Source organism: Polaromonas sp. CG_9.11 (genome assembly GCF_015752225.1).
In the GTDB taxonomy this organism is placed as follows: Bacteria; Pseudomonadota; Gammaproteobacteria; order Burkholderiales; family Burkholderiaceae_C; genus Polaromonas.
Map to the genome: position 1 here is coordinate 90169 of NZ_JADOVE010000008.1, position 20079 is coordinate 110247.

Below are 20079 nucleotides of genomic sequence, written 5' to 3' on the forward strand. Positions count from 1 at the left end.
TCAGTGCATGCCCTGCCTGCACATAAGGACTAAAACATGCATAAAAGCAATGCGGTGCGGCTTACAGCGAACCCTTGGTTGAAGGAATCACGCCGACCGAACGTGGATCGATTTCCAGCGCCATGCGCAGGGCGCGGGCAAAGGCCTTGAACACCGTCTCGGCCTGGTGATGGGCGTTTTCGCCCTTCAGGTTGTCGATGTGCAGCGTGACGAACGCATGGTTGACAAAGCCCTGGAAGAACTCGTAGGCCAGCTGGCTGTCGAAGGTGCCGATCATGCCGCTCTTGAACGGCACGTTCATCACCAGCCCCGGGCGGCCTGAAAAATCGATGACCACGCGCGACAGCGCTTCATCGAGCGGCACATAGGCATGGCCGTAACGGCGCAGGCCCTTCTTGTCGCCCACGGCCTGGGCCACGGCCTGCCCGAGCGTGATGCCGACGTCCTCGACCGTGTGGTGGCCGTCGATGTGCAGGTCGCCCACGGCATGGATGTCCAGGTCGATCAGCCCGTGGCGGGCGATCTGGTCGAGCATGTGGTCAAAAAATCCGATGCCGGTGGACAACGTGGCCTTGCCGGTGCCGTCCAGGTTGACCTTGACGGTGATTTTGGTTTCGGCGGTGTTGCGCGACACCTCGGCGGTGCGTGGTGCGGACAAGGCGGGCAGAGAGTCGGTGATGGAAGTGGTCATAGGGAGGGTTCAAGCGCGGCCAGCAATTGCGCGTTTTCTTCGGCGGTGCCGACGGTCAGGCGCAGGCAGTTGGCCAGCAAAGGATGCATTTTAGAAATATTCTTGACCAGCACCTTACGGTGTTTCAAGCCGTCGAAGGTACGTGCCGCGTCAGGCACGCGGATCAGGATCATGTTGGCGTCGCTGTGCCAGGCCTTGACGCCCGGCAGGGCGCCGAGCGCATGGGACAGGAAAGCGCGCTGTGCGATCAGTTCCTGCGCCTGGGCTTCAAACACATCGCGGTGTTCGAGGGCGAACAGCGCGCATTCGTAGTTCAGCACGCTGATGTTGTAGGGCGGGCGCACCTTGTCGATCTCGGCAATCAAGGCTTTCGGCCCCATCATGTAACCCAGGCGAACGCCGGCCAGGCCGAACTTGCTCAGGGTGCGCATCAGCAGCACATGGCTGTGCTTTGCAATGCGGTCGATGTAGCTTTTACTGGCAAAAGGTTGGTAAGCCTCGTCCATCACGACCAGGCCACCCTGCGCGCCGACCGCCTCGATGATCTTTTCAATCACCGCGTCGTCCCACAGGTTGGCCGTGGGGTTGTTGGGATAGGCCAGGTAGGTGATGGACGGCTTGTGCAGGCAAATAGCCGCCAGCATCGCGGCTTCGTCCAGCTCAAAATCGGGTGTCAGATCGACGCCTATGAACTTGAGCCCCTGCAGCTGCGCGCTCATGGCGTACATCACAAAGCCGGGCAGCGGCGCCAGCACCGAGCCGCCGGGCACGTCGCAGGCCAGCGCCAGCAGCGCGATCAGCTCGTCCGAACCGTTGCCCAGCATGATGTCGAAGCCCTCGGGCATCTGTGCGTAGTCGGCCAGCGCGCGGCGCAGGTCGTTGACGCGGCCATCCGGGTAGCGGTTCAGCGCCAGCGCGCCCAGGCGTTGCCCCAAATGCGCCTGCAAGGCGGCGGGCAGCCGGTGCGGATTTTCCATGGCATCAAGCTTGACCATGCCGCTGGATTCCTGAATGGCGTAGGCGTGCATCGACTGCACGTCCTGGCGGATCAGTTGCTTGAGTTTCGGATCGAGTGTTGAAGCAGGCGCGGTCATTGATGGGGTTTTCTCATGTCGGGCACGGTGGCAAGGCGCAGTTCAGCGGCGCGGGCATGCGCCTGCAGGCCTTCGCCATAGGCGAGTTCGGCGGCAATCGGGCCGAGGACTTGCGCGCCGGCTTCGCTGACCTCGATCAGGCTGGAGCGTTTCTGGAAGTCATACACGCCCAGCGGGCTGGAAAAGCGTGCCGTGCCGCTGGTCGGCAATACATGGTTCGGGCCGGCGCAGTAGTCGCCCAGGCTTTCGCTGGTGAAGGCGCCCAGGAAAATCGCGCCCGCGTGGCGCAGCAGCGGCTCCCAGCGGTGCGGGTCGTGGCTGGAGACTTCCAAATGCTCGGGCGCGATGCGGTTGGAAATTTCGCAGGCTTCTTCCATGCTGCGGGTGTGGATCAGCGCGCCCCGGTCGTTGAGCGACCTGGCGATGATCTCGGCGCGCGGCATGGCGGGCAGCAGGCGGTTGATGGCTTCCTGCACGGCGTCGATGTAGGCGGCGTCGGGGCACAGCAGGATGCTTTGCGCCAGCTCGTCATGCTCGGCCTGGCTGAACAGGTCCATCGCCACCCAGTCGGCCGGCGTCGTGCCGTCGGCCAGCACCAGAATCTCGGACGGTCCGGCAATCATGTCGATGCCGACGGTGCCGAACACGCGCTTCTTGGCGCTGGCGACGTAGGCATTGCCGGGGCCGGTGATCTTGTCCACCTTGGGAACGGTCGCCGTACCGTAGGCCAGCGCAGCCACGGCCTGTGCGCCGCCGATGGTGAAGGCGCGCGTGACGCCGGCCACGTAGGCGGCAGCCAGCACCAGGGCGTTTTTCTCACCCCTGGGCGTGGGCACGACCATGATGATTTCGCCGACGCCGGCCACATGGGCGGGAATCGCATTCATCAGCACCGACGACGGATATGCCGCCTTGCCGCCTGGCACGTAAATGCCGACGCGGTCCAGCGGCGTGACCTTCTGGCCCAGCAGCGTGCCGTCTTCGTCGCGGTAACTCCAGCTTTCGCCGCTGGCTTTCTTTTGGGCTTCGTGATAGGTCCGCACGCGGCGGGCAGCGGCCTCAAGGGCAGCGCGCTGTGCGGCGGGAATCGACTCGAACGCGGCTTTCAGTTCGGCCTGCGTGAGTTCGAGTTCGGCCATCGCGCCGACACTCAAGCCGTCAAAGCGGGCCGTGTAGTCGAGCACGGCTGCATCGCCGCGCTGTAGCACGTCGGCCAGGATATTGGCCACGCGCTGCTCGATTTGGGCATCAGTGTCGGCCGACCAGTGCAGACGCGCCTTGAATTGAGACTCAAAAGTGCTTTCAGCGCATGACAGACGGGCGGGAGTAGCTATCAATTTCATTGTAATCAGGCGGTTAGGGGCTTGACAAGCGCCAAGGCAAACGCATCGATCAACTTGCGAATTGGCGCCTGCTTGAGCTTGAGTGCTGTCTGGTTCACGACCAGGTGCGAGCTGATGTCCATGATGCGTTCAACTTCAATCAAATGGTTGGCCTTGAGCGTATGGCCGGTGGACACCAGATCGACAATCGCGTCGGCCAAACCGGTCAGTGGCGCCAGCTCCATGCTGCCGTAGAGCTTGATCAGGTCAACGTGAACGCCCTTGCTGGCAAAAAAGTTGCGCGAAATTTCCACGTACTTGGTCGCCACTTTCAATCGTGAGCCCTGCTTGACGGCGGCGGCGTAGTCAAAGCCCTCGCGCACCGCCACGCTGATGCGGCATTTGGCGATTTGCAGGTCCAGCGGCTGGTACAGGCCCTGGCTGCCCGATTCGAGCAGCGTGTCCTTGCCGACGACACCGATGTCGGCGCCGCCGTACTGCACATAGGTTGGCACGTCGGTGGCGCGCACCAGCACGACACGCAGGTCGGGCTGGTTGGTGTCCAGGATCAGCTTGCGGGACTTTTCGGGGTCGTCGAGTACCTGGATGCCGGCACTCTTGAGCAGCGGCAGGATGTCGTCGAAGATGCGGCCCTTGGACAGCGCGAGCGTGATCATGCTTTCAGTCTTTCGATGTCGGCGCCAATGCCGCGCAATTTCATTTCCATCTGGTCGTAGCCCCGGTCGAGGTGGTAGATGCGTTCGACAAAGGTTTCATCGCTGGCGACCAGGCCGGCAATCACCAGGCTGGCCGAGGCACGCAGGTCGGTCGCCATCACGGTGGCGCCGGAGAGCTTTTCAACGCCTTCAATCACGCAGACCTTGCCTTCGATCTGAATCTTCGCGCCCAGGCGGACCATTTCATTGACGTGCATGAAACGGTTCTCAAAAATCGTCTCGGTCACCGTGCTGGTGCCCTGCGCAACGGCATTCAACGCCATGAACTGCGCCTGCATGTCGGTCGGGAAACCCGGGTATTCGGTGGTGCGGAACGACTGGGCCTTCATGCGGCCGCGGGCCTGGATGCGGATGAAGCCCTCGCCTGCCGTGACCGTCGCACCGGCTTCGCGCAGCTTGTCAATCACCACTTCGAGGTGGTCGGCGCGGCCATGCCTCAAGACCACATCGCCGCCGGTTGCCGCCACGGCACATAAAAACGTGCCGGTTTCAATCCGGTCAGCGACCACCTGGTGCGTGCAGCCGTGCAGCCGTTCGACGCCCTGGATGCGGATGCGCCGGCTGCCGTGGCCTTCGATGTTGGCGCCCATCTTGATCAGCATCTCGGCCAGGTCGCCAATTTCGGGCTCCTGCGCGGCGTTTTCAAGAATGGTCTCGCCCTCGGCCAGCGTGGCGGCCATCAGGAAGTTCTCGGTTCCGGTGACGGTCACCATGTCGGTCGTGAGGGTCGCGCCTTTCAGGCGTGTCTGGCCTTTGGGCAGCTTGGCCAGCATGTAGCCGTGCTCGACCGTGATTTCAGCGCCCATGGCCTGCATGCCCCGGATGTGCTGGTCTACCGGCCGCGAGCCGATGGCGCAGCCGCCGGGCAGCGACACCGTGGCTTCGCCAAAGCGTGCCAGCAGCGGCCCCAGCGCCAGCACCGATGCGCGCATGGTCTTGACCAGCTCGTAAGGCGCTTCGGGCGAACTCAGCGGTCCGGCATTGAGCGTGACGGTGCCGGGAACGCTGGCGCTGCGCTCCACCTCGACCCCCATGTTGCGGATCAGCTGGAGCATGGTGGTCACGTCCTGCAGCCCGGGAACGTTTTGCAGCGTGACCGTGTCCGCGGTCAGAAGGGCCGCGCAAAGTTCGGGCAATGCCGCGTTTTTGGCGCCCGAGATGTCGACCGAACCGGCCAGGGAATTGCCGCCCTTGATGCGTAGTTTGTCCATGTGTTTATTGCGCCTTCAGGGAAGCCCATTCGGCAGGCGTATAGGTCTTCATCGACAGGGCATGCACTTCACCGGTCTGAATCCGGTTTCCCACCGTCGCATAAGCGCGATGGTGGCGCGCAATCCGCGACAGGCCTTGAAAGGCGCTGGACACCATGGTGGCGTACCAATGGCTGCCGTCGCCGGACACCTCGAGGTGCTCGCAGGACAGGCCGGCGGCAATGATGGTTTGAAGTTCTTCGCTGGTCATACAGGGTCTCTAGAAAATGGTGCAGTGCCTTGGATGGCGTGAAAAATGGGAGCGGCGCAGCGCAGGGCGTGACAAGTATGGGGTGCGCTTTCCCCAGCAGGGGCCGCGGGACTGGCTTCGCCAGACCGCAGGCGCAGCGGCCCCCTCGGGGGGCAGTGCAGTACGCGAAGCGACAAGCGTGGGGGTCATCCTCTGATCTTATAGCCGGTGCGCAGCATGTTGACCGCGATGGCGCTGATAACGAAAAACGCCGTCACCACCAAGCCCAGGCTAAGCCAGGGCGACACATCGCTGACGCCGAAAAATCCATAGCGAAAACCGTCGATCATGTAAAAAAACGGGTTCAGGTGGCTGAGCTTCTGCCAGAAAGGCGGCAGTGAATGGATGGAATAAAACACGCCGCTCAGAAACGTCATGGGCATGATGACGAAGTTCTGGAAGGTTGCCATCTGGTCGAATTTCTCGGCCCACAGGCCGGCAATCACGCCCAACGCGCCCAGCATGGCCGAGCCCAACACGGCAAACACCACGATCCACAGCGGCGCCACGAAACCTGGCCGGCCGAAAAATGCCGTGACGACAAACACGCCCGTACCGACCATCAGGCCGCGCACCACGGACGAGCCGACATAAGCCCAGAACCAGTGCCAGTGCGACAGCGGCGTGAGCAGCACAAACACCAGGCTGCCCATGATCTTGCTCTGCACCAGCGACGACGAACTGTTGGCAAAAGAGTTCTGCAGCACGCTCATCATCACCAGCCCCGGCACCAGAAAGGCGGTGTAGCTCACCTTGCCATAGACCAGCGCCTGGCCCTGCAGCACATGGCCGAAAATCAGCATGTAGAGCACGGCCGTCAGCACCGGCGCGCCGACGGTCTGGAAACCGACCTTCCAGAAACGCAGAACTTCTTTATAAAAAAGCGTTTGCCAGCCGGTCATTTCATGGCTCCTTGCAGGTCCATCGCCATGGGTTCCTTCACCTCTTTTTCGTTCATCACATCAAGGAACACATCTTCCAGGTCGGCCTTGCGGATTTCCACGTCCTCGGCCACCAGCCCGGCCTCGCGGACGGCAGCCAGGTACTGCTCGATTTCACGCGCATTGTGCGCCGGAAACTGCACGATTCGGCCGGTAACGCGCGCCTGACGCGCCAGATGCAAGGGAAGTTCGCTATCAATCTTGAAGCGCAAGACATTGCTGGAAGCCGCGCTGAGCAGGTCGGACGTTTGCGCCAGCGCGACCACCCGGCCCTGCTTGAGCATGGCGATGCGGCTGCACAGGGCCTCGGCCTCCTCCAGGTAATGGGTAGTCAACAACACCGTGCTGCCCTGCTTGTTGAGCTTGGCAATGAACTGCCACAGGGTCTGGCGCAGTTCCACATCGACGCCGGCCGTCGGCTCGTCAAGCACGATGACCTGCGGCTTGTGGACCAGCGCCTGCGCCACCAGCACCCGGCGCTTCATGCCGCCGGAAAGCTGGCGCATGTTGGCGTTGCCTTTGTCAGCCAGACCCAGGCTGGCGAGCAACTCGTCAATCCAGTCGTCGTTGCGCTTGATCCCGAAATAGCCCGACTGGATGCGCAGCGCTTCGCGCACGGTGAAGAAAGGATCGAACACCAGCTCCTGCGGCACCACGCCAAGCTTGCGCCGGGTGTTGGCATAGTCCCGCAGCACATCACTGCCATGCACCAGGACACGGCCGCTGCTGGCATGGGACAGTCCTGCCAAAATGCTGATGAGGGTGGTCTTGCCGGCGCCGTTGGGTCCGAGCAAACCGAAAAATTCGCCCTGCTGGATGTCAAAACTGACATGGTCCAAGGCCTTGAGTCCGGTGCCGGCCTGGTTTCTCGGGGGAGGATAGGTTTTGGAGACGGACTGGAATGAGATGGCTGGCATGAACCCGCTATTTTAGGGGCTGATGGCTTTCTCATCCCGGGCAGCCGGCCAAGGCCCTGCCAGCGCGCGCTCAGGCGGCCACGGCTGCTGGGGCTGGCGAAGCGGGAATCAGCGTGCCAACGCCATAGACGTCGGCCAGTTGGAGCAGCTGGCCGGACGCGCCCTGCACCGAAAAACCCTTGCCCGCCGCCAGGGACTGCCGGCGGCATTCCAGCAGGATGGCCAGCGCCGACGAGTCAAACTGGATCAGCGCACTGGCGTCCACAACAACATCTCCAGGCATCGAAAGCACTTCCTCAGCCACGGTGTCGAAAAATCTGCAGGCAGCGGCATGGGTCAGGACAGCAGGAAGTTTTAACACGGCGATTGGCGGGTTCAGGACTTGGCGCCGGCTGCGTTGGTCTGGTTGCGTTGCGCCATCGAGGCGATCAGGCCGTCAATGCCCTTGGCGCTGACTTCCTGGGCAAACTGGGTGCGGTAGGTTTCCACCAGCCAGACGCCCAGCACGTTGAGGTCATAGATTTTCCAGCCGGTCGGCGTTTTTTCCATGCGGTAGTCCAGCTGGACCGGATCGCCGCGCCCCAGCACTTCAGTGCGGACCGTCACCTCGGTGTCGCCAGCGGCCGCGCGCAGCGGCTTGACGTTGAGCGTCTGGTCGTTGACCTGCGACAGCGCGCCCGAATAAGTGCGAATCAAGAGGGTCTTGAATTCTTGTTGGAGCCGGTTTTTTTGTTCAGGCGTGGCCTGGCGCCAGTTGCGGCCGACGGCAGAAGCCGTCATACGGGTGAAATTGACATTGGGCATGACCTTGGTGTCCACCAACGCCAGCACCCGGTTTGTTTCGCCCCCCTGAATGGCTTTGTCGGCCTTGATGGCGTCAAGCACTTCGCTGGAAATGCGCTTGACCAGCGCATCCGGTGCCTCATCCGCCGCCGCGCGTACCAAGGGGGCTGAAGCCAGCAGGGCCAGGCTGAGCGCGGCGGTCAACAAACGTCCGAGAGTTCTACGGTTCATGATTTTTCTTTCAAGGTCAAAACAGATGGCTGCCAGCAGCGCCATGGACCGTTCCATCTGAGCTGCGGCGGCAAGCCGTGTGTAACCAGTTATTTTGCAGTCTGGTCAGCAGGCAGCCGATGAAGTTTTAAAACGCTTTGGTAAAGCTTGTTACCAGGGCTTTACTGTATTACAGGGGATTTGGCACCGGGACCGCCGGCACGCCTGCGGGCAGCACTTCAGGCAGGTCGAAGCGCTCTTCGGGTTCGGTGCGCTCGTTGCCACCGATGAGGCTCTTGCGGCGCTGCAAATAGGCATCGCGGGTGAAGGCGTATTTGTCGAGCGCTGCCTGGTCAAGCAGATCGCCGGCACCGAGCAGGTTGGCCCGCGTATCGACCAAATCCAGGGTCTTCAGGGAATTGCGCACTGGCACATTGTTTGACTGCGACACCAGGTCGCCCTGCATGCCCACCACCAGGCCTGCCGTGTCGCGCACGCTTGAAGGACCGAACAGCGGCAGCACGACATACGGGCCGGACGCCAGCCCCCAGGTGCCCAGGGTCTGGCCGAAATCTTCCTTGTGCCTGGGAATTTTCAGCTCGGTGGCGACATCAAAAATGCCGCCCACGCCCCAGAGCGTGTTGGTCGTGACGCGAAACAGCGAATCCATCGCTTCGGCCGGCCTGGCCTGCAGAACATTGTTCACCATGGACCAGACATCCGAGATGTTGGCAAAGAAGTTCGTGACGCCGGTGCGTACCGGCGACGGCGTGATGTTCTGGTAGGCAGTGGCGACGGGCTTGAGCACGGCGCGGTCCAGCCCTTCGTTGAAGCTGTAGACGCCGCGGTTGAACGGCTCCAGCGGATCCGCTGGATTCGCCTGTGGACCGGTGGCGCAACCCTGCAGCAGGGCGATGGCCAGTGCGGTGGCTGCCCAGCCCGAGACTTTATATAGAGGAATGGCTTGATTCATTTTTTGTCCGTCGTTCCGGTTGCTGGCAGGGAAGGAGCTGTTCCTGAAGATTCGTCGGCGGTCTTGCTGAACAGGAACTGCCCGATGAGGTTTTCAAGCACCACGGCCGACTGTGTCTGCCGGATCATGTCGCCCGCGGCGAGGTTGTTTTCGTCGCCGCCCGCCTGGATGCCAATGTACTGCTCCCCAAGCAGCCCGCTGGTGAGGATTTTCAGCGAACTGTCCTTGGGAAAAGCATAACGGCTTTGCATGTCGAGCGTGACCCGCGCCTGGAATGTCTGGTCGTTGAAACTGATGTCCTCGATCCGGCCCACCACCACGCCGCCACTGCGCACCGACGCCTTGGGCTTGAGCCCGCCCACATTGTCAAATTCAGCCGTGATCCGGTAGGTGGGCTGGAAATTCAGGTTCAGCAAATTGGCCGCCTGCAATGCCAGAAACAAAATGGCCACGGCGCCCACCAGCACAAACAGGCCGACCCATACGTCAATCTTCGAGCGTTGCATCAAAACTTCCTTCCAAACGGTTGAGGACAGTGCCCATCCGGCCATCGCACGGCAAGGGCCTGTCCCGCGAATTTTTTCAAGCGATCACTTCGTAAACATCATCGCTGTCAGGATGAAATCCAGGCCCAGCACCGCCAGTGAGGCCACCACTACCGTGCGCGTCGTGGCGCTGGCCACGCCTTCGGGCGTTGGTTGCGACTGGTAGCCTTGGAGCAGCGCCACGAAGGTCACGGTGAAGCCGAACACGATGCTCTTGACGATGCCGTTGCCGACATCACGCCAGACATCGACGCTGCCCTGGATCTGGCTCCAGAAGGAGCCGGCATCGATGCCGATCATCAGCACGCCGACCACCCAGCCGCCAATCACGCCCATGGCGCTGAACACGGCGGCCAGCAGCGGCATGGCAATCACGCCGCCCCAGAAACGCGGCGCCAAAATGCGCTGGATCGGATCGACCGCCATCATTTCCATCACGCTGATTTGCTCGCCGGCCTTCATCAGGCCGATCTCGGCGGTCAGCGAGGTGCCGGCCCGGCCGGCAAACAGCAGTGCCGTCACCACCGGGCCGAGTTCGCGCACCAGCGTGAAGGTGACCAGCTGGCCCAGTGCTTCGGTCGAGCCAAAGCGCAGCAGCGTGTAATAGCCCTGCAGGCCGAACACAAAACCGACGAACAGGCCGGAAATGGCAATGATGACGAGCGAATAATTGCCCAGGAAATGGATCTGGTCACGCACCAGGCCAAAGCGCTTGAGGCTGGAGCCGAAAGACCCCAGCAGCCGCAGGAACAGCCGGGCGCCAAAACCCAGGTTGGCAAGCCAGCTGCGAGTGGCGAATCCAACATCCGCGGGCTTGTACCAACTCACGAGGAAGCTCCGGATTTCAGGGATGCAGGCGCACCGCCGGGACCGAAGTCCTGCTCGACGGCGACGCCGGGATAGTCAAAGCGCACGGGACCATCGGGCAGCGCATGCACATACTGGTGGACCAGCGGATCGGTGCTGCTCCGCACCTCGTCGGGTGTGCCCTGGATGGCAACCTTGCCATTGGCCAGGATGATCACATGGTCGGCGATTGCAAACGTCTGCTCCAGCTCGTGCGAGACAAACAGGCTGGTCAGCCCGAGGCTGTCGTTCAGGTGGCGAATCAGCCGTGCCGAGGTTCCCAGCGAAATCGGGTCGAGTCCGGAAAAAGGCTCGTCGTACATCACCAGCTCGGGGTCCAGCGCGATGGCGCGGGCCAGCGCAATGCGCCGCGCCATGCCGCCCGACACCTCGCTGGGCATCAGGTCGCGGGCGCCGCGCAGACCGACCGCATTGAGCTTCATCAGCACGATGTCGCGGATCAGCGCTTCGGGCAGACCGGTGTGCTCGCGCAGTGGAAAGGCGACGTTCTCGAACACGCTCAGGTCGGCAAACAGTGCGCCGAACTGGAACAGCATGCCCATTCGGCGGCGGGCTGCGTAGATCTGTTCCTGGTTCATCGGCGTGACGTCCTGGCCGTCGAACAGCAACTGGCCCGATTGCGCCCGGTTCTGCCCGCCGATCAGGCGCAGGATGGTCGTCTTGCCGCCGCCCGATGCACCCAGCAGGGCCGTGACCTTGCCCCGGGGAACCGACAGCGAAATGTCATCCAGAATGACGCGCTCCCCATACCCAAAAGTCAGGTGGCGAAGTTCGACAATGGCAGGGTTGGAAGGTGCGGGCATAGAAAAGACAAAAGCCGGGGATTCCGGCTTCTGGATCATAAGGGATTACGCTAATCAGCGTGGCAGGTCGCTGTAGCCCATCAGGTACTCGTCCACCGACCGCGCGGCCTGGCGGCCTTCGCGGATGGCCCACACCACCAGGCTCTGGCCACGCCGGATGTCACCCGCCGCAAACACATTGGGAATGTTGGTGGCATAGCCGCCGATGAAGTCGGTGCCGGCACGGGCATTGCCCCGGTTGTCCTTCTCGATGCCAAAGGCGTCGAGCACAGACGCCACCGGCGAGACAAAGCCCATGGCCAGCAGCACCAGGTCGGCTTTCAAAATCTGTTCGGAGCCGGCAACCTCAACCATCTTTCCATCCTTCCATTCAACGCGAACGGTCTTCAGGCCGGTGAGCTTGCCTTTTTCGCCAATCAGCTCCTTGGTCGAGATGGCGAATTCGCGCTCGCAGCCCTCTTCGTGGCTGGAACTGGTGCGCAGCTTGATCGGCCAGTAGGGCCACGTCATGGGGCGGTTTTCTTCGACAGGCGGCTCGGGCATCAGCTCGAACTGGGTGACGCTGGCCGCGCCGTGGCGGTTGCTGGTACCGACGCAGTCCGAGCCGGTGTCGCCGCCGCCAATCACGATGACGTGCTTGCCGTCGGCACGCAGCTGGCCCTTGACCTTGTCGCCGGCGTTGACCTTGTTTTGCTGCGGCAAGAATTCCATTGCAAAATGCACGCCGTCCAGGTCGCGGCCGGCCACGGGCAGGTCGCGCGACTGCTCGGCGCCGCCGGTCAGGACCACCGCATCGAAGTCTTTTTGCAATTGTTCAGGCGTGATGGTTTCCTTGGCCCAGTTGGTGACCTTGGAACCCTTGGGCAGGCTGCCCACCATGACGCCGGTGCGAAAGGTCACGCCCTCGGCCTGCATCTGCTCGACGCGGCGGTCGATGTGGATCTTTTCCATCTTGAAGTCGGGAATGCCGTAGCGCAGCAGGCCGCCGACGCGGTCGTTCTTCTCGAACAGCGTCACGTCATGGCCGACGCGCGCCAGTTGCTGCGCAGCGGCCATGCCAGCCGGGCCGGAACCGACGACAGCGACCTTCTTGCCGGTCTTGTGTTGGGCCGGACGGGGCTTGACCCAGCCTTCCAGCCAGGCGCGGTCGATGATGGCATGCTCGATCGACTTGATACCCACCGCTTCGTCGTTCACATTCAGCACGCAGGCTGCTTCGCAGGGCGCCGGGCAGATGCGGCCGGTGAACTCCGGAAAGTTGTTGGTGCTGTGCAGCGTGTCGATGGCGTTTTTCCAGTCATCCCTGAACACCATGTCGTTGAAGTCGGGAATGATGTTGTTGACCGGGCAGCCGCTGTTGCAAAAGGGCGTGCCGCAATCCATGCAGCGTGCGGCCTGGGTGCTGGCCTGCCGGTCATCGAGACCAATGACGATTTCCTTGTAGTTCTTCAGACGCTCGGGAACAGGCTTGTAGCCCTCTTCGATGCGCTCGTATTCCATGAAGCCGGTGATTTTTCCCATGATCTCTTCCTGTGCGATTTTTTAAGCTTTTCATGCCGTTTCCGCCCATCCAGCGGGCATCAGCAGCTATTGATACGATAGCAAAATGGTCAAACGGCAGCGCGGCCGGCGGGTTGGCAAGGCATGCCAGGGCGCCGCCCGCCCTGCCCGGCTTACTTGGTGGCCACCGCCTCCCGGTTGGTCGCCACCTGGGCGCGGGTGGTTTCGGTCGCCGCTTCAAGCCGGCGCTCCTTGCGCTCAATCAGGGCGCGCTTGTATTCGTTCGGGAAGACCTTCACGAACTTCAGGCGCGACACGCTCCAGGTGTCCAGCAGTTCCCGGGCGCGTTTGCTGCCGGTCCAGCGGTTGTGGTCCTGCAGCAGGCGCTTGAGTTGCTCTTCATCGCTTTGGCCGGCATGCCAGTCGGAGGGGTCATGGGTGTGCTGCTCTGCCGTGGTGACAACCTTGTCCATCGACACCATCGACATGTTGCAGCGCGTCGCAAACAGGCCGTCCTCGTCGTACACATAGGCCACGCCGCCGCTCATGCCGGCGGCAAAGTTGCGGCCGGTCTTGCCCAGCACGGCCACCGTGCCGCCGGTCATGTATTCGCAGCCATGGTCGCCCGTGCCTTCGATGACCGCCGTCGCGCCCGACAGGCGCACCGCAAAGCGCTCGCCAGCCACGCCGCTGAAGAAGGCTTCGCCGCTGGTGGCGCCGTACATCACGGTATTGCCGACGATGGTGTTGCGCACCGCCTCGCCCCGGAAATCAATGCTCGGGCGCACCACAATGCGTCCGCCCGAAAGGCCCTTGCCGGTGTAGTCGTTGGCGTCGCCAATCAAATACAGGGTGATGCCCTTGGCCAGGAAGGCACCGAACGACTGGCCACCGGTACCTTCAAGCTGGATGCGCAAGGTGTCGTCCGGCAGGCCTTCGGGGCGCAGGCGGGTCAGTTCTCCCGACAGCATGGCGCCGACGGTGCGGTTGACGTTGCGCGCCACTTCGATGAACTGGACTTTTTCGCCCTTTTCCAGCGCGGCCCTGGATTTCTCGATCAGGCGCAGATCCAGCGCTTTTTCAAGCCCATGCTCCTGGTCCATCACGTGCAGGCGCGCCACATCGGCCGGCACCTGGGGCTGGTAGAACAGGCGGCTGAAATCCAGGCCGCTGGCCTTCCAGTGTTCGATGCCTTTTTGCATGTCCAGCAAATCAGGGCGACCGATCAGGTCGTCGAACTTGGCAATGCCGAGCTGCGCCATCAACTGGCGTGCTTCTTCGGCGACAAAGAAGAAGTAATTGACGACATGCTCGGGCTTGCCGCTGAACTTCTGGCGCAGCACCGGGTCCTGCGTGGCGACGCCGACCGGGCAGGTGTTGAGGTGGCATTTGCGCATCATGATGCAGCCCTCGACGACCAGCGGTGCGGTGGCAAAGCCGAACTCGTCGGCGCCCAGCAGCGCGCCGATGACCACGTCACGGCCGGTCTTCATCTGGCCATCGGCCTGCACGCGGATGCGGCCGCGCAGGCGGTTGAGCACCAGCGTCTGCTGGGTTTCGGCCAGGCCGATTTCCCAGGGCGATCCGGCATGCTTGATCGACGACCAGGGCGAAGCGCCCGTGCCGCCGTCATGGCCGGCAATCACCACATGGTCGGCCTTGGCCTTGGCCACGCCGGCGGCAATCGTGCCGACGCCGGTTTCGCTGACCAGCTTGACGCTGATGCTGGCGCGCGGGTTGACATTCTTCAGGTCGTGGATCAGCTGCGCCAGGTCCTCGATCGAATAAATGTCGTGGTGCGGCGGGGGCGAGATCAGGCCGACGCCGGGCACCGAAAAGCGCAGCTGGCCAATGTAGTCGCTGACCTTGCCGCCGGGCAGCTGTCCGCCCTCGCCCGGCTTGGCGCCCTGCGCCATCTTGATCTGGATCTGGTCGGCCGACACCAGGTATTCGGCGGTGACGCCAAAACGGCCCGACGCCACCTGCTTGATGCGCGAACGCAGCGAGTCGCCGTCCTGCAGCGGCAGGTCGACCTCAACGACCTTCTCGCCAATCACGCTTTTCAGCGTGTCGCCACGCCGGATCGGGATGCCCTTGAGTTCCTGACGATAGCGCGCCGGGTCTTCGCCGCCCTCGCCCGTGTTGCTCTTGCCGCCGATGCGGTTCATGGCCACGGCCAGCGTTGCATGGGCTTCGGTGCTGATCGAGCCCAGCGACATGGCACCGGTGACAAAGCGCTTGACGATTTCCTTGGCTGGCTCGACTTCGTCGATCGGAATGGCCTTGCTCGGGTCGAGCTTGAACTCGAACAGGCCGCGCAATGTCATGTGGCGGCGGTTCTGGTCGTTGACGAGCTGGGCGAATTCCTTGTAGGTGTTCCAGTTGTTGGCGCGCGTCGAATGCTGCAGCTTGGCAATCGTGTCAGGCGTCCACATGTGGTCTTCGCCGCGCACACGCCAGGCGTATTCACCGCCGGCATCCAGCATGTTGGCCAGCACCGGGTCGTCGCTGAAGGCCGCCTTGTGCATGCGCAGGGCTTCCTCGGCAATCCCGAACACGCCCATGCCTTCGACCTGGCTGGAAGTGCCGGTGAAGAACTTGTCAACCGTCTGGCGGTTCAGGCCGATGGCCTCGAACAGCTGCGCGCCGCAGTAGCTCATGTAGGTGGACACACCCATCTTGGACATGATCTTGGACAGGCCCTTGCCGACGGCCTTGGTGTAGTTGTACACCGCCTTGTCGGTGCTCAGGTCGCCCGGCAGGCCCCTGGACAGCTCCGCCAGGGTTTCCAGCGCCAGGTAAGGGTGGACCGCCTCGGCGCCGTAGCCGGCCAGCACGGCGAAATGATGCACTTCCTTGGCCGAACCGGTTTCGACCACCAGCCCGGCGGTGGTGCGCAGGCCTTCCTTCACCAGGTGCTGGTGAATCGCCGACAGCGCCAGCAGCGCCGGAATCGCGACCTGCGTGGTGCTCAGGGCGCGGTCGCTGACGATCAGGATGTTCTTGCCGGTCTTGATCGCATCGACCGCTTCGGCGCACAGCGACGCCAGCTTGGCCTCGACGCCTTCGCTGCCCCAGGCCAGCGGATAGGTGATGTCAAGGGTGTAGCTCTTGAACTTGCCCTGGGTGCGGATTTCGATGTCGCGCAGCTTTTGCATGTCGGCATTGTTCAGCACCGGCTGGCTCACTTCGAGCCGCATTGGCGGGTTGACCTGGTTGATGTCGAGCAGGTTCGGCTTGGGGCCAATGAAGGACACCAGCGACATCACGATGGCTTCGCGGATCGGGTCGATCGGCGGGTTCGTGACCTGCGCGAACAGTTGCTTGAAGTAGTTGTACAGCGGCTTGTTCTTGTTCGACAGCACAGCCAGCGGGCTGTCGTTGCCCATGGAGCCGGTGGCTTCCTCGCCGTTGGAGGCCATCGGCGAGAGCAGGAACTTGATGTCTTCCTGGGTGTAGCCGAAGGCTTGCTGGCGATCGAGCAATGAAACCGAAGCGGGAACGCCCTCACCCCTGCCCTCTCCCAGAGGGCGAGGGAGTGAAGCCGGGGATGAGGCAAGCGCCACGTCGTCGAGCTTGATGCGCAGGTTTTCGATCCACTGCTTGTACGGCTTGCTGTGCGACAGCGTGGCCTTGATTTCGTCGTCGTCAACAATCCGTCCCTGCTCCAAATCGATCAGGAACATCTTGCCGGGCTGCAAGCGCCATTTGCGAATGATCTTGTGCTCCGGAATCGGCAGCACGCCGGATTCTGACGCCATGATGACCAGGTCGTCGTCGGTGACGCAGTAACGCGAGGGGCGCAGGCCGTTGCGGTCCAGCGTGGCGCCGATCTGGCGACCGTCGGTGAAGACGATGGAGGCCGGGCCGTCCCACGGCTCCAGCATCGCGGCGTGGTATTCATAAAAGGCCTTGCGCCGCTCGTCCATGGTGGTGTGCTGCTCCCACGGCTCGGGAATCATCATCATCACCGCCTGGCTGATCGGATAGCCGGCCATGGTCAGCAGTTCCAGGCAGTTGTCGAAGGTGGCGGTGTCGGACTGGCCGGGAAAGCTGATCGGGTAGAGCTTTTGCAGGTCGGCACCGAGCACCGGCGAAGACATCACGCCTTCACGCGCCTTCATCCAGTTGTAGTTGCCCTTGACAGTGTTGATCTCGCCGTTGTGCGCGACATAGCGGTAGGGGTGCGCCAGCGGCCACTCGGGGAAGGTGTTGGTGGAAAACCGCTGGTGCACCAGACCCAGCGCCGAGACGCAGCGCGCGTCCGTCAGGTCCATGAAATAGGTGCCCACCTGGTCGGCCAGCAGCAGTCCCTTGTAGACCACGGTGCGGCTGGACATGCTGGGAACGTAGTATTCCTTGCTGTGCGTCAGGTGCAGGCGCTGAATGGCGGCGCTGGCGGTCTTGCGGATCACGTAGAGCTTGCGCTCCAGCGCGTCCTGGACGATCACGTCGTTGCCGCGGCCGATGAAGATCTGGCGCAGGATGGGTTCCTTGGCGCGCACGGTCGGCGACATCGGCATGTCCTTGTTCACCGGCACGTCGCGCCAGCCGAGCAGCACCTGGCCTTCGGCATGGACGGCGCGTTCCAGTGCCTGTTCGCAGGCCAGGCGCGAGGCATGTTCCTTGGGCAGGAACACCATGCCCACGCCGTATTCGCCCGGTGGCGGCAAGGCGATGCCTTGAACGGCCATTTCTTCGCGGTACAGCGCGTCAGGCAACTGGATCAGGATGCCGGCGCCATCACCCATCAGCTTGTCGGCACCCACGGCGCCCCGGTGATCGAGGTTTTCAAGAATCTTGAGGGCCTGCTCAACAATCGCATGGCTCTTGTGGCCCTTGATATGGGCCACAAAGCCAACCCCGCAGGCATCGTGCTCGTTGGCGCCTGCGTACAAACCGTGTTCTTCAAAATGCTTGATTTCAGCAGCCGTGGTCATGGCAATTCCTTGTCAGTGGGGAAACAGGAGGCGCGGGTCAAAAAACGCCAAGCCTGTCTGCCGGGTGTTTCTAAATCCAAAAAAGATGAGCATAGTACATGCCAGCCTGCAAGCCAAATTTTTTAATCAGGGTCAGATTCCAATTAATTCCAACTTTAGCCCCGCACTAAATATATGGGGACACATCAAAAAAATAGCGAATTTTTTTGATGGCAAGCGCGCGACTTGTTTTCAACTAATTTTATTGGCTGACAAGGGCCGCCCGGCCTTGCTTTTCATGACGCGACGGCTGATCTGCTTTTGCAGATTCGCAACAAATCGGTCATTGCCCAGCGCCCAGCCCCCCAGCGCGGCGCCGGTCAGTTGCTGCTGCTGCTCCGGCGCGATGCCCTGGGCGACCAGCGCCGCATAGGCGGCTTCGCGCGAAAACGGGGTGTTGCCCAGCGTCCAAAACAGTGCGTGCGGCGTGACCAGCCGGTCTGCCCGCTGGCCAACATAGTGCGCATGGCTGGACCACGGATAGGCGGCGGCCTCCCTGACCAGCCCGGCGCGCACTGGATTGAGGTCGATGTACGCCATGCACGCCAGCAGGTAGCCGTCGGTGTCGATCACGTTCGAGCGGTAACGCCCATCCCACAGCGTGCCTGTCCGCCCTTGGCGGTCATTGAAATAGCGCACATAGCGGCGGCCCACCGCCTGCATCATTTGTGGCAAACCATCGGCGTTTGTCGGCGTGGCCAGCAGATGGAAATGGTTGTCCATCAGCACATAGGCATGCACCGCAACGCCGAATTTCTGCGCGTTTTCCTCAAGTAGCGAGAGCAGCACCTGGAAATCAGCGGCCGATGAAAAAATCGTTTGCCGGTTATTGCCGCGCTGGATGATGTGGTGCGGGTAACCTGGAACGGCAAGGCGGGGAAGACGGGCCATGAATTGCATCACCGGAAGTTCGCGCCATGATAAGTTGATCTGGCTCCCAATGGCCTGATTCCTGCCGGCTTGCTCCTTGTTCCTTGTTCCATTCCGCATTCGCATCAGCCAGAAGGCGAAGCCGCGCAGTGATGGTTTTTAAGGTGGATCGGAATTACCGGATGATCTTTCCGTCCGGTGTGATGCTGACGAGGTCAATGGCACGAACTGACTCGTATTTTTTGGGTCGAAGGTTGACGCGAAAGCCACCCACGTCATAGTCACTCATCGAAGTGAAAGCTTTGCGCAATCCGGCCCGGTCCGGCTTGCCGCTGCCAGAAATGCTCCGTCGCACGCCTTCGGCAAAGCAGCGGGCAGCGACATAGCCTTCCACACTTTCGTAGCTGGGCGCCTGGTCGGTCTGATTCAGCACCTCCAGGTATTCCTTGATGAGGGGCATGGTAGAACTGCGCGGGGACGGAACGACCTGGGAAATGACGATGCCGCCGATTTCCCTGCCCAGCGCACTGAACAAGGGATCGATGCCGACCACCGAAAAGGTCAGAAACTGGCCGCCAAAACCACTCAGCCGCATTTTCCGGATAAAGGCCGCCGATGTGTTGAACAAACTCACCAAAATGATGGCTTGGGGCTTCGCCTTTGCCAATTGGGCCACCGCCGCATCGACCTTGTCGCTGTTGGCCGGTGCCAAGGCACTGGCCACGAGGGGCGGACGTTTCAGGTCAACCAGTGCCTGGTTGACGGCAGCCAGACCGGCACGCCCCATGGCATCGTCCTCAGCAAACACGGCGATGCGTTCCTGGTTGAGGGTTGCGCAATGGCGCGCCACTTTGTAGGCCTCGTCTGCCAGCGCCGGGCGCACATGAAAGACATTGCCCAAGGAAGGATCATGCAACGCGTCCGAAGCCGCGAAGGGTGCAAAAAACAAGGCGCCGGATGGTTTTGCCACGGCATAGGCCGCATCGCAACTGGCTGTGCCGGCAAAGCCAAACAGCGCATCGACCCCGTCCTTGATGAAATTTTGGGCATTGGCAGCTGCCTTGGCGGGATCGTAACCGTCGTCAAGTGCCTTGACCTCAATCCTGAAGCCACCCGGGCCGCTCACGGCATTGAGGGCATCGAAGCAGAGCTTCGCGCCATTCAGGTAAGCCAGACCGATCTGGTCTGCCATGCCCGTCAGCGGCACCGACTGCCCCACCCTCACCTTCGTGATGTTTTTGCCCGTTTGTGCCCGAAGTGCAGGACTGGCAATAACCGCCGAGGCTGCAGCAGCCCCCAACATCATCTGGCGACGATTGAACTTCATGACATGTCCTTTCGGAATAC

At 62.1% G+C, this 20079-nt stretch carries 18 protein-coding genes; all 18 read right to left on the reverse strand.

The genetic code is table 11. From position 1 onward, the window contains the following. Nucleotides 1–61: 61 nt before the first annotated feature. The 18 genes from hisB to IWX85_RS08805 all read right to left on the reverse strand — a co-directional run bounded on the left by hisB (nt 62) and on the right by IWX85_RS08805 (nt 20059). The gene (gene hisB / locus IWX85_RS08720) at nt 62–691 is read right to left on the reverse strand and encodes an imidazoleglycerol-phosphate dehydratase HisB (protein WP_036806067.1); all 630 of its coding nucleotides are present in this window, start codon (nt 689–691) and stop codon (nt 62–64) included. Beyond that, complete coding sequence (gene hisC / locus IWX85_RS08725) at nt 688–1785, reverse strand: histidinol-phosphate transaminase (protein WP_036806070.1); 1098 nt, start codon at nt 1783–1785, stop codon at nt 688–690. Before hisC ends, hisB begins: the two co-directional genes overlap by 4 nt. Continuing rightward, on the reverse strand, nt 1782–3128 hold the full coding sequence (gene hisD, locus IWX85_RS08730) for a histidinol dehydrogenase (protein ID WP_036806072.1): 1347 nt from the start codon (nt 3126–3128) through the stop codon (nt 1782–1784). The genes hisC and hisD overlap by 4 nt, the downstream gene beginning before the upstream one ends. A 5-nt stretch (nt 3129–3133) precedes the next feature. Further along, nucleotides 3134–3784 (reverse strand): ATP phosphoribosyltransferase, encoded by a 651-nt coding sequence (hisG, locus tag IWX85_RS08735; protein ID WP_036806075.1) that lies wholly within the window; start codon nt 3782–3784, stop codon nt 3134–3136. Next, nucleotides 3781–5055: a UDP-N-acetylglucosamine 1-carboxyvinyltransferase gene (gene murA, locus IWX85_RS08740; protein WP_036806077.1), complete on the reverse strand. Its 1275-nt coding sequence runs from the start codon at nt 5053–5055 to the stop codon at nt 3781–3783. Before murA ends, hisG begins: the two co-directional genes overlap by 4 nt. Before the next feature lie 4 nt (nt 5056–5059). Further along, nucleotides 5060–5305: a BolA family protein gene (locus tag IWX85_RS08745; protein WP_196869468.1), complete on the reverse strand. Its 246-nt coding sequence runs from the start codon at nt 5303–5305 to the stop codon at nt 5060–5062. Nucleotides 5306–5490: 185 nt separating this feature from the next. Beyond that, nucleotides 5491–6246, reverse strand: a complete 756-nt coding sequence (locus IWX85_RS08750) for an ABC transporter permease (protein WP_196869469.1) — start codon at nt 6244–6246, stop codon at nt 5491–5493. Next, a complete protein-coding gene (locus tag IWX85_RS08755; RefSeq protein ID WP_196869470.1) occupies nt 6243–7202 on the reverse strand; it encodes an ABC transporter ATP-binding protein in 960 nt (319 codons plus the stop codon). Before IWX85_RS08755 ends, IWX85_RS08750 begins: the two co-directional genes overlap by 4 nt. Before the next feature lie 70 nt (nt 7203–7272). After that, complete coding sequence (locus IWX85_RS08760; RefSeq protein ID WP_370584253.1) at nt 7273–7569, reverse strand: STAS domain-containing protein; 297 nt, start codon at nt 7567–7569, stop codon at nt 7273–7275. Between the two features lie 8 nt (nt 7570–7577). After that, nucleotides 7578–8216: a phospholipid-binding protein MlaC gene (locus IWX85_RS08765; protein ID WP_196869471.1), complete on the reverse strand. Its 639-nt coding sequence runs from the start codon at nt 8214–8216 to the stop codon at nt 7578–7580. Between the two features lie 169 nt (nt 8217–8385). Further along, a complete protein-coding gene (locus IWX85_RS08770) occupies nt 8386–9168 on the reverse strand; it encodes a VacJ family lipoprotein (RefSeq protein ID WP_036806092.1) in 783 nt (260 codons plus the stop codon). Beyond that, the gene (gene mlaD, locus IWX85_RS08775) at nt 9165–9674 is read right to left on the reverse strand and encodes an outer membrane lipid asymmetry maintenance protein MlaD (protein ID WP_036806095.1); all 510 of its coding nucleotides are present in this window, start codon (nt 9672–9674) and stop codon (nt 9165–9167) included. The genes IWX85_RS08770 and mlaD overlap by 4 nt, the downstream gene beginning before the upstream one ends. 84 nt (nt 9675–9758) lie before the next feature. After that, the gene (mlaE, locus tag IWX85_RS08780) at nt 9759–10541 is read right to left on the reverse strand and encodes a lipid asymmetry maintenance ABC transporter permease subunit MlaE (protein ID WP_036806098.1); all 783 of its coding nucleotides are present in this window, start codon (nt 10539–10541) and stop codon (nt 9759–9761) included. Beyond that, a complete protein-coding gene (locus tag IWX85_RS08785; RefSeq protein ID WP_036806101.1) occupies nt 10538–11383 on the reverse strand; it encodes an ABC transporter ATP-binding protein in 846 nt (281 codons plus the stop codon). The genes mlaE and IWX85_RS08785 overlap by 4 nt, the downstream gene beginning before the upstream one ends. 54 nt (nt 11384–11437) lie before the next feature. Next, nucleotides 11438–12904, reverse strand: a complete 1467-nt coding sequence (locus IWX85_RS08790) for a glutamate synthase subunit beta (RefSeq protein WP_036806104.1) — start codon at nt 12902–12904, stop codon at nt 11438–11440. 152 nt (nt 12905–13056) lie between these two features. After that, nucleotides 13057–17823, reverse strand: a complete 4767-nt coding sequence (locus IWX85_RS08795) for a glutamate synthase-related protein (RefSeq protein WP_196869472.1) — start codon at nt 17821–17823, stop codon at nt 13057–13059. A 231-nt stretch (nt 17824–18054) separates the two neighbouring features. Then, a complete protein-coding gene (locus tag IWX85_RS08800; protein ID WP_196869473.1) occupies nt 18055–18753 on the reverse strand; it encodes a transposase in 699 nt (232 codons plus the stop codon). A gap of 154 nt (nt 18754–18907) precedes the next feature. Then, complete coding sequence (locus IWX85_RS08805; RefSeq protein WP_196869516.1) at nt 18908–20059, reverse strand: ABC transporter substrate-binding protein; 1152 nt, start codon at nt 20057–20059, stop codon at nt 18908–18910. Nucleotides 20060–20079 lie beyond the last annotated feature (20 nt).

Bases quoted from the DNA above. Each gene is read 5' to 3' on its own strand.
- hisB (WP_036806067.1), bottom strand. From the start codon at position 691: ATGACCACTTCCATCACCGACTCTCTGCCCGCCTTGTCCGCACCACGC.
- mlaD (WP_036806095.1), bottom strand. From the start codon at position 9,674: ATGCAACGCTCGAAGATTGACGTATGGGTCGGCCTGTTTGTGCTGGTG.
- hisG (WP_036806075.1), bottom strand. From the start codon at position 3,784: ATGATCACGCTCGCGCTGTCCAAGGGCCGCATCTTCGACGACATCCTG.
- IWX85_RS08745 (WP_196869468.1), bottom strand. From the start codon at position 5,305: ATGACCAGCGAAGAACTTCAAACCATCATTGCCGCCGGCCTGTCCTGC.
- IWX85_RS08770 (WP_036806092.1), bottom strand. From the start codon at position 9,168: ATGAATCAAGCCATTCCTCTATATAAAGTCTCGGGCTGGGCAGCCACC.
- hisC (WP_036806070.1), bottom strand. From the start codon at position 1,785: ATGACCGCGCCTGCTTCAACACTCGATCCGAAACTCAAGCAACTGATC.
- hisD (WP_036806072.1), bottom strand. From the start codon at position 3,128: ATGAAATTGATAGCTACTCCCGCCCGTCTGTCATGCGCTGAAAGCACT.
- IWX85_RS08805 (WP_196869516.1), bottom strand. From the start codon at position 20,059: ATGAAGTTCAATCGTCGCCAGATGATGTTGGGGGCTGCTGCAGCCTCG.
- murA (WP_036806077.1), bottom strand. From the start codon at position 5,055: ATGGACAAACTACGCATCAAGGGCGGCAATTCCCTGGCCGGTTCGGTC.
- IWX85_RS08795 (WP_196869472.1), bottom strand. From the start codon at position 17,823: ATGACCACGGCTGCTGAAATCAAGCATTTTGAAGAACACGGTTTGTAC.
- IWX85_RS08790 (WP_036806104.1), bottom strand. From the start codon at position 12,904: ATGGGAAAAATCACCGGCTTCATGGAATACGAGCGCATCGAAGAGGGC.
- IWX85_RS08755 (WP_196869470.1), bottom strand. From the start codon at position 7,202: ATGCCAGCCATCTCATTCCAGTCCGTCTCCAAAACCTATCCTCCCCCG.
- IWX85_RS08785 (WP_036806101.1), bottom strand. From the start codon at position 11,383: ATGCCCGCACCTTCCAACCCTGCCATTGTCGAACTTCGCCACCTGACT.
- IWX85_RS08765 (WP_196869471.1), bottom strand. From the start codon at position 8,216: ATGAACCGTAGAACTCTCGGACGTTTGTTGACCGCCGCGCTCAGCCTG.
- IWX85_RS08750 (WP_196869469.1), bottom strand. From the start codon at position 6,246: ATGACCGGCTGGCAAACGCTTTTTTATAAAGAAGTTCTGCGTTTCTGG.
- IWX85_RS08800 (WP_196869473.1), bottom strand. From the start codon at position 18,753: ATGGCCCGTCTTCCCCGCCTTGCCGTTCCAGGTTACCCGCACCACATC.